This window comes from Methylobacterium sp. Ger2507, assembly GCF_055231875.1.
This window is the reverse complement of sequence record NZ_JBUYVC010000001.1, coordinates 3,425,007-3,440,754: the sequence shown is the minus strand read 5'-3', so window position 1 is coordinate 3,440,754 and position 15,748 is coordinate 3,425,007. Positions and strand designations below refer to the sequence as shown.

Annotated in this window: 11 protein-coding genes; 6 read left to right on the top strand and 5 right to left on the bottom strand. The window is 70.3% G+C overall.

Annotated features, from left to right (window positions below; all coding sequences use genetic code 11):
* Nucleotides 1-10: 10 nt before the first annotated feature.
* A complete protein-coding gene (locus ACV7NL_RS15860; RefSeq protein WP_463356186.1) occupies nt 11-328 on the top strand; it encodes a DUF6894 family protein in 318 nt (105 codons plus the stop codon).
* Nucleotides 329-420: 92 nt separating this feature from the next.
* A complete protein-coding gene (locus tag ACV7NL_RS15855; RefSeq protein WP_463356185.1) occupies nt 421-714 on the top strand; it encodes a hypothetical protein in 294 nt (97 codons plus the stop codon).
* A gap of 11 nt (nt 715-725) precedes the next feature.
* Here the strand turns inward: ACV7NL_RS15855 and ACV7NL_RS15850 are convergent, their stop codons facing one another.
* On the bottom strand, nt 726-1,403 hold the full coding sequence (locus ACV7NL_RS15850) for a Crp/Fnr family transcriptional regulator (protein WP_463357141.1): 678 nt from the start codon (nt 1,401-1,403) through the stop codon (nt 726-728).
* Between the two features lie 686 nt (nt 1,404-2,089).
* Here ACV7NL_RS15850 and ACV7NL_RS15845 point away from each other — a divergent pair.
* From ACV7NL_RS15845 to ACV7NL_RS15835, 3 genes are all read left to right on the top strand, one after another.
* On the top strand, nt 2,090-4,351 hold the full coding sequence (locus tag ACV7NL_RS15845) for a TonB-dependent siderophore receptor (RefSeq protein WP_247637208.1): 2,262 nt from the start codon (nt 2,090-2,092) through the stop codon (nt 4,349-4,351).
* A 45-nt stretch (nt 4,352-4,396) separates the two neighbouring features.
* Entirely contained in the window at nt 4,397-5,992 is a 1,596-nt protein-coding gene (locus tag ACV7NL_RS15840; RefSeq protein ID WP_463356184.1) for a PepSY-associated TM helix domain-containing protein, read from the top strand.
* 93 nt (nt 5,993-6,085) lie between these two features.
* Entirely contained in the window at nt 6,086-6,667 is a 582-nt protein-coding gene (locus ACV7NL_RS15835) for a PepSY domain-containing protein (protein WP_056181089.1), read from the top strand.
* An 85-nt stretch (nt 6,668-6,752) separates the two neighbouring features.
* On the opposite strand, the gene ACV7NL_RS15830 is transcribed toward ACV7NL_RS15835, so the two are convergent.
* Together ACV7NL_RS15830 and ACV7NL_RS15825 are read right to left on the bottom strand one after the other, a co-directional pair.
* The gene (locus ACV7NL_RS15830) at nt 6,753-8,111 is read right to left on the bottom strand and encodes a sigma-54-dependent transcriptional regulator (RefSeq protein ID WP_056181086.1); all 1,359 of its coding nucleotides are present in this window, start codon (nt 8,109-8,111) and stop codon (nt 6,753-6,755) included.
* Nucleotides 8,108-10,111 carry a sensor histidine kinase gene (locus ACV7NL_RS15825; protein ID WP_463356183.1) on the bottom strand — a complete coding sequence of 668 codons (2,004 nt, stop codon included), beginning with the start codon at nt 10,109-10,111 and terminating at the stop codon, nt 8,108-8,110. Before ACV7NL_RS15825 ends, ACV7NL_RS15830 begins: the two co-directional genes overlap by 4 nt.
* A 375-nt stretch (nt 10,112-10,486) precedes the next feature.
* Between ACV7NL_RS15825 and ACV7NL_RS15820 the strand changes: the two genes are divergently transcribed.
* Nucleotides 10,487-11,830: a dicarboxylate/amino acid:cation symporter gene (locus tag ACV7NL_RS15820; protein ID WP_056181080.1), complete on the top strand. Its 1,344-nt coding sequence runs from the start codon at nt 10,487-10,489 to the stop codon at nt 11,828-11,830.
* 134 nt (nt 11,831-11,964) lie between these two features.
* Here ACV7NL_RS15820 and glmS read toward each other — a convergent pair whose 3' ends face one another.
* Both glmS and glmU read right to left on the bottom strand, forming a co-directional pair.
* Nucleotides 11,965-13,791 carry a glutamine--fructose-6-phosphate transaminase (isomerizing) gene (gene glmS, locus ACV7NL_RS15815; RefSeq protein ID WP_056487373.1) on the bottom strand — a complete coding sequence of 609 codons (1,827 nt, stop codon included), beginning with the start codon at nt 13,789-13,791 and terminating at the stop codon, nt 11,965-11,967.
* A 258-nt stretch (nt 13,792-14,049) separates the two neighbouring features.
* On the bottom strand, nt 14,050-15,441 hold the full coding sequence (gene glmU, locus ACV7NL_RS15810; protein WP_056487380.1) for a bifunctional UDP-N-acetylglucosamine diphosphorylase/glucosamine-1-phosphate N-acetyltransferase GlmU: 1,392 nt from the start codon (nt 15,439-15,441) through the stop codon (nt 14,050-14,052).
* Nucleotides 15,442-15,748: the final 307 nt, after the last annotated feature.

The window sequence follows — 15,748 nt, the reverse complement described above, 5'->3', positions numbered from 1 at the left end:
AGGCCCGGACATGGCTGTCCCGCGTCAGTCCCAATCCCCGTACCGCTTTCACTGCACCGACGGCCACATGGCCATCATCGACCCGACGGGGCTCGCCATCGCCGACCGGACCCAGGTCCGTTTCCACGCCGTGGAGGTGGCGCTGCACGCCATGGAGCGGGTCGGGGCGGCGCTCGACTGGTCGGACTGGATCGTCGACGTCCACGACGGGCAGGGACGCCGCGTCCTCGTTCTCCCGTTTCGCGAGATTCTCCCTGTCCGCGAGATTCTCCCGGCCGGTGAGGTTCGCCCCGTCGGCAAAGCCGCTCGGGTGTCGCGGGCGGCCTGACCCCGGCGCGGGGCACGGGCCGGCGCTGCGACGGCCAGCGTGATGCAAGGCAAAATCCATGAAATGCAAAAGGTCATGAAAGGCAAAAGGGTATGAAAACCACGCCGAAGCGGGCCGCCTACACGATCGAGACCCTGTCCTACAGCAGCACCCGCCTGGTCCGGCTCGGCGGCCGGAAGGTGGCGATCCTGTTCCCGCCCCTGGCGGCGGGCGGCCCCTACCAGCTCTATCCCCATCCGGACACCTTCCGGAGCCTGACCTTCGCGGGCCTGCCCCAGCCCCTGCGCCCGGAATTCATGGCCTTCGACTCCATCGAGGCGGTGGAGGCGTTCCTGGGCATCCGCTCCGCCGCACCGGCCCGGGACGCCCTCCCGCTGGCAGCCTGAGGCCGGTCGGATCAGGCGCCGGGTCCGGCGCCTTCGATCAGCCGGGCATACTCGGCCTCGGCGGTGCCGTAGCTTCCGCCCGCCAGATCCAGCAGGGCCGGGCGGTCCAGGATGGTGATCCGTCCGCGCCGCGCCCGGATGATATGCTGGCTTTCCAGGACCTGCACGGCGAGCGTCGCCCCGGTGCGCTGCACCCCGAGCATCAGGGCCAGGAACTCGTGCGTGATGGCGATCTCGTCGCCATCGACCCGGTCGTGGCACATCAGCAGCCAGCCCGCGAGGCGCACCTCCATGGTGTAGGTGGCGTTGGCATGCGCGGCCTTGCCCAGGTGGATGATCTGGACCTGGACGTAGCGCAGCAGCAGGGTCCGGAGAGAGGCGCTTTGCGCCACGGCCCGGTTGAGCAAGGCGGCGTCGATGGCGAGCAGCTGCCCGGCCTTCTGCACGAAGGCGTGGTTCGGCGTCCGGTCGCTGTCGAGCAGGATGGGGGTCGCCCCGACCAGCCCCTCGCGCCCGATGATCCCGATCTCGACCCGGCCCGCCGCCGATCCGGTCACCACCGAGACGAACCCGTCCTCGGGAAAGTACAGCTGCCGGACGGGCTGGTGCGGCAGGATCAGGGACTGGCGCAGGGTGGCGGCCATCGGCTCCAGGTGCGGCTGCAGACGCGCGAAGTCGTCCGGCGCCATGGCGCGGAGCAGGCGGTTGCGCAGATCGCCCTGCCGGGGCACCGGGCCGGCCTGCTCGGTCCTGTTCAGGGGAGCCTTGGCCGGAGGAGCGTTGGCCAGAGGAGCATTGGAAGGAGGGGGTTTGGGCTGGACAGTGTCGGGCATGGCGCTCCCTCACGACGGCAAGAGCGCGCTCTGTCTCCCAATCGCTTGCGGCCAAACCGGAGCAAGCAACCATTTGATAGTAGTCATCCCGACGCAAAAATCAAGTATTTCCAGAAATCACGATGCGCATCTGCTGAAAAAACAGACTTTTCGCGTATCGAAATACGAGTGCGTGTCGAAGACGAGGGCGGTTGTGGAATGGCCTCCTGGGCATGGTGCCGGTCGCGAAACCCGTTCGACGCTGCGGGCTGTGCGGTTTCGGCGACACCGCGACGCTTTCACGAGGCGTCGGGATGAGAGGCGGCGATGGCCCGTGGCGTCGTCCTTAGTTCCAACCTGGAATAAGTAAAAAACATAGTCCTTGCATCGTAATTATGAATCCTGCCAAGACGATTTTGGGTCACGGACAGTAAGTCAATTCACGTCTGCGACACCGCTCTCGTGCTCACCCGGAATGGTCTTTGGCTGTGAACCGCTTTGTGCTGAATGATAACGCCCGTCCGATCGCCAAGGTAGCCCAGCGTTGCCTTCTGGCGACGCTGATGTCCGGCGTTGCCGCGATCGGGTTCGGTATTCGCGAGTCTCATGCGCAGAACGCCACCGATGCGGTCACCCTCGACACGCTCTCGGTGGAGGGCGTCGGCCTCGGGCGGAACGCGTCGGGCAGCCAGCCGGGCGGGGCGGTCGGGCCGGTGCGGGGCTACGTCGCCACCCAGAGCCGCGTCGGCACCAAGACCGACACGCCGATCCTGGAGACCGCGCAGTCGATCTCGGTGGTCGGTCGCCAGCAGATCGAGGATCAGAACGCCATCACGATCAACCAGGCGCTGCGCTACTCGCCGAGCGTCACCACCGAGCAGCGCGGCGGCTCCGGGGCCAGCCGCCTGGAACAGTTCTTCATCCGGGGCTTTACGGCGCCGCTGTTCCTAGACGGCCTCGCCCTGCCGGGCAGCCGCGACGCCTCGGCCAGCATCGACCCCTACCGGCTCGAGCGCATCGACATCATCAAGGGGCCGGCCTCGGTGCTCTACGGGCAATCGGGACCGGGCGGCATCGTCAACCTCGTGTCGAAGGTTCCGCAATTCGTCCGCCACGGCGAGATCTTCGTCCAGGGCGGCGGTTTCAACGAGGTCCGGGGCGGTTTCGACATCGGCGGCCCCCTCCCCGCCGAGGCCGGCCCGCTCGCCGACCAGTTCGCCTACCGGGTCATCGGCCTCGGCTGGACGGGCGACGGCCCGGCGGTGACCACCCGGGTCGAGCGCGTGCTCATCAACCCGAGCGTCACCTGGCGGCCCTCCACCGACACCTCGCTGACCATCATCGGCAATTACGAGCGCGATCCGTTCTCGGGCTTCTACGGCGGCTTCCCGGCCGTGGGCACGGTGTTCCCGCGCAACTTCGGCAACGGCTTCACCGGCCGCCTGCCGGTGGACTTCTACGACGGCGACCGCAACTTCGAGCGTTCGGACCGGACCCAGGCCTCGATCAGCTACATCTTCGACCACAATGTCAACGAGGCCCTGCACTTCCACTCGGCGGGGCGCTACCTGCGCACCGAGGGCGATTACCGCAGCGTCTACGGCGCCTTCAACGACACCACGGGACCCTTCGCCAGCGGCCCGCTCATCGACCGCTCGCGCATCGCCACCCGGGTCGGCATCGACGCCTACACCCTCGACAACAACCTCGTGGGCAAGTTCGATACCGGCATCTTCGCCCATACCGCCCTGGTCGGCGTCGATTACCGGAGCTTCGAGACCCGGACGCTGTCGTCGGCCTTCCCGGCCGCCCCCAGCCTGAACGTCCTGTTTCCGAACTACGCCATGAACATCCCGACGCCGCCCTTCACCACGGATTCGCGGATCACCTCGGAGCAGACCGGCGTCTATTTCCAGGACCAGGTGAAATTCGACCGCCTCGTCCTCACCCTCGGCGGCCGCTACGACTGGGCCCGCAATTCCGGCCCGACCCGGAGCCTCGCCACCAACGTCGTGACCAACCAGGACGTGCCGTCCGAGGCCTTCACCGGCCGGGCGAGCCTGCTCTACCTCTTCGACAACGGCTTCGCGCCTTACGTCTCCTACAGCGAGGCCTTCGAGCCGATCACGGCCGGACGGATCTTCGACGCGAATTTCGGCTCGATCGGCCGCATCCCGGACCCGATCACCAGCGACCAGTTCGAGGCCGGCATCAAGTACCAGCCGCCCGGCACCGACATCCTGCTCACCGCCGCCGCCTTCGACATCCGCCGCTCGAACGCGACCAACCCCGATCCGGTCAACCGGAACTTCGTGGTGCAGACCGGCGCGGTCGGCGTGCAGGGCATGGAGTTCGAGGCGCGGGTCAATCTCGCCGAGGGCCTGAACGTCATCGGCGGCTTCTCGTTCATCGACGCCCGCGTCGTGACCGACCTCACCACCACGCTGAACCAGGTCACCAACCAGCAGGTGGCGCTCCAGGGCCGCGTCCCGGTCCAGATCCCGGACACCACCGTGTCGCTGTTCGCCGATTACCGCTTCACCAGCGGCCCCCTGCTGGGCCTCGGCATCGGCGGCGGTGTGCGCTACCTCGGGTCGTCCTGGGGTGACCCCGCCAACACCTTCAAGGTCCCGGAGAGCGTCCTGGTCGATGCCGTGCTGTCCTACGACCTGAAGAACCTCGACACGACGCTCAACGGCTTCACCCTGCAGGTCAACGCGCAGAATCTCCTCGACGAGCGCTACGTCACGGGCTGCTTCAGTTATTCGAACTGCTATTACGGCCTGCCCCGCACGGTCTACGCCACCCTGCGCTACCGCTGGTAACGCGCAGGCTCAGGGCGGCGCGACAATCCGCAACCGGAGGACCGCATGGGGACGACCTTCCGTCAGGCGATGGCCTGGCTCCACACCTGGTCCGGCCTGATCGTCGGCTGGGTCCTGCTGGCGGTCTTCGTCACCGGCACGGCGAGCTACTACCGGGCCGACATCTCGCGCTGGATGCGGCCCGAATTGGTGCAGGCCGCGCCGCTCTCGCCCGACGCCATGGCGCGGGCGGCCGAACTCGGCGTCGCCCACCTGACGGCCCATGCGGGCGGGGCCCGGACCTGGTTCGTCGGCCTGCCGCAGCCCGACAGCCCGGTCATCGACCTGTTCTGGCGGACGAAGCCCGGCACCCCGCCGGGGCAGGCCCGGCTCGACCCCGCGACGGGCGCGCCGGCCGCGATCCGCGACACGAAGGGCGGCGATTTCCTCTACCGCTTCCACTTCGAGCTGCACATGCCGCCCCTGTGGGGCCGCTGGATCGTCGGCATCTGCGCCATGGTCATGCTCGTCGCGCTGATCTCCGGCATCGTCACCCACCGGCGCATCTTCGCCGATTTCTTCACCCTGCGGCGGGACAAGTCGCCCCAGCGCGGCTGGCTCGACGCCCACAACGTCACCGGCGTGCTGGCGCTGCCGTTCCACCTGATGATCACCTACACGGGCATCGTCACCCTCGCGGTGATGTACATGCCCTGGGGCATCACCACGGCCTACAAGGGCGAGGCCCAGACCTTCTTCGCCGAGAGCGGTCAGATCCCGGCGCCGCGCGCCCCCGCCGGGCAGCCCGGCACGCTCGCGCCCATCGGCCCGATGGTGCGGGACGCGATGGCGCAGGTGTCGGAACCCCTGGAGCGGCTGTCGATCGCCAACCCGCGGGACGCGAATTCCGTGGTGACGGCGGTGTTCGAGGAGCCGCACGGGCTCTCGCACGCGCATCCGCAGATCGCCTTCGACGGGGTGACCGGCGCGGTGCGCGAGGTCCGGCAGGGCGGCCTCAAGCCGGCGACCCGGACCTTCACCACCATGGTCGGCCTGCACGAGGCGCATTTCGCCGGGCCGGCCCTGCGCATCCTGTTCTTCGTCTGCGGCCTGATGGGCTCCGCCATGGTGGCGACCGGCCTCGTGCTGTGGTCGGTGGCGCGCCTGCCCAAGGCCGGCGAGCGGGGCTTCCTCGGCTTGCGCCTGGTCCAGGCCCTCAATATCGGCGCCGTCGCCGGGCTGCCGGCGGGAATCGCGGCCTACTTCCTGGCCAACCGTCTGCTGCCCCTCGGCCTGTCGGGGCGGGGCGACTGGGAGATCGGGGCCTTCTTCACCACCTGGGGCCTCGTCACGCTCGCGGCCCTCGCGGGGCCGGGGCGCAGGGCCTGGGGCGCGGCGCTGGCCGCGACCGCCGGTCTCTATCTCGCGGTGGTGGCCGCCGACCTCGCCCTGGTCGATCACCGCTGGGCCGGGCTCTTTGCCGGGCAGGCGCGGTTCGTGTGGTTCGACGCGACGCTCCTCGCTTTGGCGGGCCTGTTCGCCTTCGCGGCCCGCAAGCTCGCCCGCTATGCCGGGCCGCGGCGGGCGGCCCGGGCCGCCGCGGCCGCGCCAACCCGTGCGGGCCTCGGCGACTTCGCCCCCATCGGCCCGTCCGCCCGCTGAGGCGGGCGCGCAAACGGCTCGGTGCGGGGCAACCAAACCGGCCCGTGCCCGTTTCCAGGGTCCTTCAACGAACCCGAAACGGGACGACCCGCCATGATGTACCGCCTTGCCGCCGCTGCCGGCCTTTTCGCGATGAGCGCCGGCCTCGCGCTGGCCCAGACCCCCGCCACCACCCCGGCCACCGGGACCGCCGCCGGCGGCACCGTCGCCAAGACCGACAAGGACCTGAAGGAATATCAGCTCGCCGCCGTCAGCAAGGTCACCCTCGCCCAGGCGCTGACCACCGCCGAGAAGCAAGGCGAGAAGGGCCGCGCCATCGACGCCGACTTCGAGAAGGCCGATGGCAAGAACCCGAACCACTACAGCATCAAGGTCGTGTACCCCGACGGCAAGCTGGTGGAGTACGGCATCAACGCCGATGACGGCGCTCTCTACAAGACCGAGAACCAGCCGATCGAGCGCTACTTCACCCGCCTGAAGCCGGCCGATTTCCAGAAGGCCACCGTCTCGCTCAAGGACGCCCTGGTCATCGCCGAGAAGAAGGCCGGCGGCGGCAAGGCCTACGAGGCCGAGGTCGAGCGCGAGGGCGCCTCGGTCGAGTACGAGATCAAGGTGGCGCATGCCGACCGCGAGCAGACCGTCAAGGTCGGCCCGGACGGCAAGGTCGTCGACTGATCCCACCCCGGACGGCTGGCCCCCGGGCCGGCCTCCCTCCGTCCCGGCCTCCATGCCGGCGAGACGGCCCCCCTCCCGCCGGGGCTCAGCGGTAGTCGGTCGGCGTGAGCCCGTGCCGGGCGATCTTGTCGTAGAGGGTCTTGCGCGGCGTGCCGAGGGATTCGGCCGCCATCCGGACATCCCCGCCGGCCATGATCAGCTCCTCGCGGATCAGGCTGCGCTCGAACCGGTCGACCTGATCCGCCAGGGTGCCGGCGGTGACGGCCTCCGGGGCGGAGCGCTCCAGGTCGGCGAGGCCCAGGGCGAAGCGTTCGGCGAAATGCCCGAGTTCGCGCACGTTGCCGGGCCAGTCGTGCCGACGCAGGTGGTCGAGCACCGGGCCGGTGATCGCCGGGACCTCGCGGCCGAACCGGGTGGCCGCCCGCCGCAGGAATTCCTGGAACAGCAGGATCACGTCCTCGCGCCGGTTCCGTAAGGGCGGGATCGCGATCGTGATCACGTTGAGCCGGTGGTAGAGGTCGTCGCGGAACGTCCCCTGCGCCGCCGCCTGTCCGAGATCGACCTTGGTGGCGGCGACCACGCGCATGTCGACGGCCAGGGTGTCGTTGCCGCCCAGCGGTTCGACCTTGCGTTCCTGCAGCACGCGCAGCATCTTCACCTGCAGGTTGAGCGGCATGCTCTCGATCTCGTCGAGGAAGAGCGTGCCGCCCTGGGCGTGCTCGATCCGGCCGACCCGGCGCTTCAGGGCGCCCGTGAAGGCCCCGGCTTCGTGGCCGAACAATTCGCTCTCGGCGACGCTGTCGGGCAGGGCGCCGCAATTCATCGCCACGAAGTTGCGCTTGGCCCGCCGGCCCCAGCGGTGCAGGGCGCTGGCCACCACCTCCTTGCCGGCCCCGGTCTCGCCGAACACCAGCACGTCGACATCGGCATGGGCCACCTCGCGCACCAGCTGACGCAGGCGCACCATCTCGGGCGAGACTCCGAGGAAGGCCGGGTCCTCCTCCAGGGCGGCATCGAGGCGCGCCCGCAACTGGCGGTTCTCCAGCACGAGGCGGCGGCGCTCCAGGGCGCGCCGGGCCGAGGCCAGCAGCGCCTCGGCCGGGTACGGCTTGGCCAGGAAATCGTAGGCGCCGTCGCGCATGGCCGCGACCGCCATGCGGATGTCGCCGTGCCCGGTGATCAGGATCACGGGCAGTTCCGGGTCGATCGTCCGCAGGCGCGCGAACAGGGCATTGCCGTCGAGGTCGGGCAGGCGCACGTCGGTGATGACGAGGCCGGGCGGATCGGCCAGGATCGCCGTCAGGGCCGGCCCGGCCGCCCCGAAGGTCTCGACCCGGAAGCCGTCGAGCTCCAGGCTCTGCCGGTTGGCGCGGCAGACCTCCGCCTCGTCGTCGATGAAGACGACCCGCTCGGCCGAACCCGGCCCATCCGCTGTCTCGCTCACGTGGTCGCCTCCGCCGGTCCCGCCGCCCGGCCGGCCTTCTGTTCCAGAATCTCTTGCTGTCCCAGGCTCTCTTGCTGTTCCAGAATCGTCTGCTGATCCAGGCCCTCTTCGGGGTCCCGGACCTTGGCCAGGACCTTGGCCAGCACCATGCGGAAGATCGTGCCCCCCGCGGGATCGTCGAGGACCGTCAGGCTGCCGCCGCAATCCTCGACGATTCCGCGGGCGATGGCGAGCCCCAGCCCGAGCCCGTCCGATTTGGTGGTGAAGAAGGCGTCGAAGACCTGCGCCCGGACGGCCTCGGGCATGCCCGGGCCGTTGTCCCGGACCTCGACGCGGACGCGGTCCGGGGCCTCGGCCGAGGCGTGCAGATCGACGCGCAGATCGACGCGCGGGCCCGCCGGGCTGCCGTGTCCGGGTGGCTGGCCCGCCACCGCGTCGAGGGCGTTCTGCAGCAGGTTCACGACCACCTGTTCGAGGCGCGGGCCGTCGCCCAGGACCCGCAGGCCGGCCGGCCCCATCTGCACCGTGAGCAGGATGCCGGCCGCCGCCGCCCGGGCCGCCACCAGCTCCAGGCCGTTGTGCAGGATCTCGGCCAGCACCACCGGCTCGCGCCTGCCGGAGGAGCGCCGGGCGAAGCCCTTGAGCTGGCGGGTGAGGCCGCCGATGCGGTCGGTGAGCCGTCCGATGGCGAAGGCGTTCTCCTCCGCCTCGTCGGTCCGGCCGCGCCGGACCAGGATGGCGGCGTTGTCGGCGTAGGAGCGGATGGCCGCGAGCGGCTGGTTGATCTCGTGGGCCATGCTGGCGGCGAACTGGCCCAGGGCCGCCAGGCGTCCGGCCTGAGCGAGTTCGCGGCCCAGGCGCTCGCGCTCGGCCTCCGCCCGCCGGCGCTCCTCCATCTCGAGCCGCAGCATCCGGTTGGCGTCGGTCAATTCCCGGGTCCGCTCGCCGACGCGAGCCTCGAGGATGTCCCGCTGCGCCGAGGCCTGGGCGAGGCGCTCCCGATTGCGCCGGCCGCGGCCCGCCAGGGCGGTGAGGCCGAGGCAGGCGAAGCCGGTGACCAGGGCGGCGATGATCCAGGCCTGGGCCCGCTCGCGCTCCACCGCGTGGCCGAGGGGCGTCAAGGTGAAGAGGCGCCAGCCCGTGCCGGGGATCGGCGCGTCGAGGAGGAGCGCGGCCCGCGCCGGCTGCCCGCCCTGCCCCACCCGCACCAGGTCGGTGGTGCCCGCGATGGGGTAGAGCGGCATGGCCGGAAGGGGGCTGTCGCCGAACTCCCGGGCCTCGCGGATGCGGCTGCGCTCGGTCTCGTCGATCTGCCGCAGGGTGGCCAGGTGCCAAGCCGGGTCGCTCGCCACCAGGACGATGCCGCGCCCATCGGCGACGAACACCCCGTCGCCGGCCCGGCGCCAGGCGGCCTCGACCGCCGCGAACTCGATCTTGACCACCACGACGCCGCCGGCCGTCCCGATCCGGCGCGAGAGGTAGAGGCCCGCGCGGCCGCTCACGGTACCGAGGGCGAATTGCGAGCCGACCCCGTCCTGCATGGCCTGCCGGAAATAGGGCCGGAACGCGTAGTCCCGGCCGAGGAAGCTGCCGGAGGTGCCCGCATTGCTGGCCGCCACCGTGATGCCGTCGGGCCGGATCACGTAGATCACCGCCGAGCCGGTGGCCTCGGCCACCTGGGCCAGCCGCCGGTTCACGCGGTCGAGGAGTGGGCGGGACGACGGGTCTCCCGAGGTCGCGGCGGCTGCGGCGGCGATCTCCGGGTCGGCCGCGAGGGCGAGAGGCAGCGAGGCCTGCTTCTGCATCTCGGCCCGCAGCGCCCCGACCTGCAGCCCAAGGGCGGCCTGGGCGGTGCGGCGCAGATCCGCCAGGGCCCAGCGCTCGGCGACCCGTCCGGCCGACCAGGCGGCGAGCAGGATGGCCGCAAGGCTCGCCAGCAGGACGAGGCTCCGGCGGCTCGGCACGTGCAGCCGCCCATGCGGTCCGGCCTCGCGCCTCATCGGGTCCGAACCGCTGCGAATTTCCGGACAGGATTCTCGGACCGCGTCCGAGTTTCCGCAGACCCGCGCCACGGCATCACGCGCATCGCAGGCAAAAAGCATCTTCGTTTCGAGGACTTAACAAAAAGTTCCGGCCTGCCGGCATCTGGCATGCCGGTTGCCATTCCGAGGCGGTAACGCAGCCCTGCGCTTTCCGCGGGGCTGCCGACCGGGACGCGGACGCCGCCGGATCTCCGGCGGCCGAGGCCCATCGGTTCGAGATCAAGACCAAGACCAAGACCAAGACCAAGACCAAGATCAAGAACGGACGGAACCGGGGCGAGCCCCTGGACCCGAACCGACATCCTTCGCGAGACCCACCGGGAGAACGCCCTCATGGCCACCGTACCACTGCCCCTCACCGCGCCGCACGATCCGCCGAAGCCCCGGCCGCTCTACCGGACCCTGTATTTCCAGGTCCTGGTCGCGGTGGCGATCGGCATCGCGCTGGGACACTTCTACCCGCAGGTCGGCGCCGACATGAAGCCGCTCGGCGACGCCTTCATCAAGCTCGTCAAGATGATCATCGCGCCGGTGATCTTCCTCACCGTGGTCTCCGGCATCGCCGGCATGACCAACCTGGAGAAGGTCGGCCGCGTCGGCGGCAAGGCGCTGATCTACTTCATCACCTTCTCCACCCTGGCGCTCATCGTCGGCCTGATCGTGGCGAACCTCGTCCAGCCGGGCGCGGGCATGCACATCGATCCGAAGTCGCTCGATCCGAAGTCGATCGCGATGTACGCCGACAAGGCGAAGACGCAGTCCATCACCGACTTCCTGATGAACATCATCCCGACCACGGCGGTGGGGGCGTTCTCGGGCGGCGAGATCCTCCAGGTGCTGTTCTTCTCGGTGCTGTTCGGCTTCGGCCTCGCCTTCCTGGGCGACCGCGGCAAGCCGGTCCTCGACATCATCAAGGTGCTGTCGGAAGCCATCTTCGGCGTCGTCAACATCATCATGAAGGTCGCTCCCATCGGCGCCTTCGGCGCCATGGCCTTCACCATCGGCAAGTACGGCATCGCCTCGCTCGCCAACCTCGCCTACCTGGTCGGCGCCTTCTACCTGACCTCGGCGATCTTCGTGCTCGGCGTGCTCGGCCTCGTCGCCCGCTACAACGGCTTCTCGATCCTCAAGCTCATCCGCTACATCAAGGAAGAGCTGATGCTGGTGCTCGGCACCTCGTCCTCCGAGTCCGCCCTGCCCTCGCTGCTCGAGAAGATGGAGCGCGCCGGCTGCTCGAAGCCCGTCGTCGGCCTCGTGGTCCCGACCGGCTACTCGTTCAATCTCGACGGCACCAACATCTACATGACCATGGCGGCTTTGTTCATCGCGCAGGCCACGGACACGCCCCTCACCTACGGCGAACAGGGCCTCCTGCTCCTCGTGGCGATGCTGTCCTCCAAGGGCGCGGCCGGCGTCACCGGCTCCGGGTTCATCACCCTGGCGGCGACCCTCGCGGTGGTGCCCTCGGTGCCGGTGGTCGGCATGGCGCTGATCCTCGGCGTCGACCGCTTCATGTCCGAGTGCCGCGCGCTCACCAACTTCATCGGCAACGCGGTGGCCTGCATCGTGGTCGCCCGCTGGGAGGGCGAGGTCGACGACGTCAAGCTCGCGGCGGCGCTCGGCGGCAACCCGATGCCGCTCGACTCGGAGCTGCCGGCTCTCCAGCCAGCCGAGTAGTCCTTTGCATGATCACGGCCGGGCGCCAAGCGCTCGAAGGAGCGAGCGCCCGGCCTACGGAAAAAGGGACGCGCGGACCGGTTGGTCGTCGCGTCCCTTTTGATATCGGAACCCCCGAATCGACCGTGATGGGCCTATTCCACCGTGACGGATTTCGCGAGGTTGCGTGGCTGGTCGACGTCTTTGCCCATGAAGACGGCGGTGTGGTAGGCGATGAGCTGGATCGGCACCGCGTAGACGATGGGGGCCACCACCGGATCGAGGTCCGGCATCGTCACGGTGGCCATGGTGTCGAGGCCTGCGGCCGCCGCGCCCTTGGCGTCGCCGATCAGGATGATGCGGCCGCCGCGGGCGGCCACCTCCTGCATGTTCGACACCGTCTTCTCGAAGATCGCGTCGTGGGGCGCGATGACGATCACCGGCACGCTCTCGTCGATGAGGGCGATGGGGCCGTGCTTGAGTTCACCCGCCGCATAACCTTCCGCGTGGATGTAGCTGATTTCCTTGAGCTTCAGGGCACCCTCCAGCGCCATCGGATAGCTGGTGCCGCGCCCCAGGTAGAGCACGTCGCGGGCCTTCGAGACCTCGCGGGCCAGGACCTCGATCGGGCCTTCCAGCTTGGTCGCGTCGGCCATCAGGCCCGGCACCGTGATCAGCGCGTCGACGAGGCGGCGCTCCTCCTCCGGGCTCACGGTGCCGCGCGCCCGGCCAGCATGGATGGCGAGACACAGCAGCACCGTGAGCTGGCACGAGAACGCCTTGGTGGAGGCGACCCCGATCTCGGGGCCGGCCAGGGTCGGCACGGTCGCGGAGGCCTCGCGCGCGATGGTGGAGGTCGGCACGTTGACCACGGCGAGCGTGTGCTGGCCCTGCCCCTTGGCGTAGCGCAGGGAGGCCAGGGTGTCGGCGGTCTCGCCCGATTGCGAGATCACCAGGGTGAGGCCGTCCCGGTCCAGCGGCGGCTCGCGGTAGCGCGCCTCCGAGGCGACGTCGATCTCCACGGGGAGGCGGGCCAGGCTCTCGAACCAGTACTTGGCGACGAGCCCGGCATAATAGGCGGTGCCGCAGGCCGTGATCGAGATCCGCGAGAGTTTGGCGAAGTCGAAGGGCAGGGCCTCGGGCAGGGCCACGCGGCCGTTGGCGAGATCGACGTAATGGGCCAGCGTGCGGCCGACCACCTCGGGCTGCTCGTGGATCTCCTTGGCCATGAAGTGGCGATGGTTGCCCTTCTCCACCCGGTAGGCCTGGGCGACGATGCGCTGACGCTCGCGGGTGACGGGCTGGCCGTCCTGGTCGCGGATCTCGGCCCCGTCCCGGGTCAGGATGGCCCAGTCGCCCTCGTCCAGGTAGGTGATCTCCTGGGTGAAGGGGGCCAGCGCCAGGGCGTCCGAGCCGAGATAGGTCTCGCCCTCGCCGAACCCGATGGCCAGGGGGGCGCCGTGGCGGGCGCCGATGAGAAGGTCGTCGTGGCCGGTGAAGATGAAGCCGAGCGCGAAGGCCCCGTGCAGGCGCGGCAGGCAGGCCGCCACCGCCTCGACCGGACCCAGGCCCCCCTCCAGGGCGTGGCTGACGAGCTGGGCCACCACCTCGGTGTCGGTCTCGCTCTCGAAGCGCACGCCCTGGCCCTGCAGCTCGGCCTTCAGCGCGCGAAAGTTCTCGATGATGCCGTTATGCACGACGGCGACGCGCGTCGTGGCGTGCGGATGCGCGTTGGTCTCGTTGGGACGGCCATGCGTGGCCCAGCGGGTGTGGCCGATGCCGATGCTGCCGCCGAGCGGCGCGTCGCGCAGGCGCATCTCCAGGTTGGCGAGCTTGCCCTCGGCGCGCCGGCGCTCCAGGTGCCCCTGCGTTAGGGTGGCGATGCCGGCCGAATCGTAGCCGCGATATTCGAGCCGGCGCAGGGCTTCCACCAGCTGCCCGGCCACGGCGTCCCGCCCGACGATGCCAACGATTCCGCACATGGGTTGGTGTCTCTCAGGTGTCTCTCGGATGTCCGGCGCGGAGCCCGGACGCGATGGCAGGCGGATGTCCGGCGCGGAGCCCGGACGCGAACGCATGGTCCCGGCTTGTACCGGATCGGGACAGCCGCGCGCCAGCCGCGTGCCCCACGGCTCGCCAAGCCCCGTCCGGAGCCTGCCAAGCCTCGTCTGGAGCCTGCCCCGACAATGCTGAACGAGGGCTTGCAGCCTTGGTCGGCCGGGACGAATCCCACGCTGGCGTCACGGCTGCGATTTCGTGGCCCGCGCCACCTTCTCCGCCTGGAGCGCCGCCCGCTTGCCCGGCGCCCAGCCGGGCAGGGTGCGCTGGCGCCCGCGCGAGACCGCCAGGGCCTCCTCCGGCACGTCTGAGGCGATCACCGAGCCGGCCCCCACGATGGCGCCGGCGCCGACGCTGACCGGCGCCACCAGCGCGGTGTTCGAGCCGATGAAGGCCCCCGCCCCGATCGTGGTGCGGTGCTTGTTCACCCCGTCATAGTTGCACGTGATGGTGCCGGCTCCGAGATTGGCCCCCGCCCCCACCTCGGCGTCCCCCACATAGGTCAGGTGGTTGGCCTTGGCGCCGGCGCCCATCCGGGCGTTCTTGATCTCGACGAAGTTGCCGATGCGGGCGCCCGCTTCCAGCACCGCTCCCGGGCGCAGGCGGGCATAGGGGCCGATCTGCACGCCGGCCGCCAGGGTGGCGCCCTCCAGATGCGAGAAGCTGTGCACCACGCACGCATCGCCGACCGTCACGTTGGGCCCGAACACCACGTGAGGTTCCACCAGAACATCACGCCCCAACACCGTGTCGATGCTGAAGAAAACCGTTTCGGGCGCGATCAGCGTCGCCCCCGCGATCTGGGCGGCGCGGCGCAGGCGCCCCTGGATCTCGGCCTCGGCCACCGCGAGCTGGACCCGGTCGTTGACCCCCTGCGCCTCGGCCTCCGCCACCGGCACCACCGCGACCGGCAGGCCGTCCGCCACCGCGAGGGCGACCGCATCGGGCAGGTAGTATTCGCCCGCCGCATTGGCGTTGCCGATGCGGGTCAGGAGAGAGAGCGCATGGGGGCCGGACAGGGCCATCAGGCCGGCATTGCACAGGGTGACGGCGCGCTCGGCCGGGCTCGCATCCTTCTCCTCGCGGATCGCCAGCACGCGGTCCCCGTCGGTCAGCACCCGGCCGTAGCCGGTGGGATTCGGGCTCTCGAAGGCCAGCACCGCCACGGCCGCGCCCTGGGCCAGCGGCGCGCGCAGGCGCGCCAGGGTGTCGGCGGTGATCAGCGGCGTGTCGCCGAAGGCGATCACCACGTCGTCGTCGCCCGCCTCCAGGGCGGCCCGGGCGGCCAGCACCGCGTGAGCGGTGCCGAGGCGTTCGGCCTGCGGATAGACGGCGGCACCGGGCGCCAGGGTGGCGATCTCGCGGGCGACCGCCGCCTGCCCCGGCTCCGCCACCACGGCGATCCGGGTCGCGCCGGCCCCCTGCGCGGCCGTCAGCACGTGCCCGAGCAGGGTCCGGCCGGCGACCCGGTGGAGCACCTTCGGCAGGTCCGAGCGCATCCGCGTGCCCTTGCCGGCGGCCAGCACGATGGCGGTGAGGCTGCGGTCTGCGTTCGGGGTCGTCTGATCGGTCATCGAGGGGTCCGCCGCGGGCCAAGCTGTTGCTCCCCGTCGGCTAAAGCGCGGATGGGGCTGTTTCAAGTCCGGGCGCGATCGGGCCGGGCTTCATCGATGCGGACCTGCATCGATGCGGACCTGCCGCCGTCTTTCGGCAGTATCCGTCGCGTGATCGGATCTCGCGACTAAGCTTTGACCCGGCCCGGGCCGAACGGCCCGGACGCTTTCGGCGTTGACCGGCGCGGTTCGGGACGGCTTAACCCCCGGTTCAGGGCTCGGCATGGTAGACACATACGAACCTCAACCTCCGCAAGCCCCGATCCCC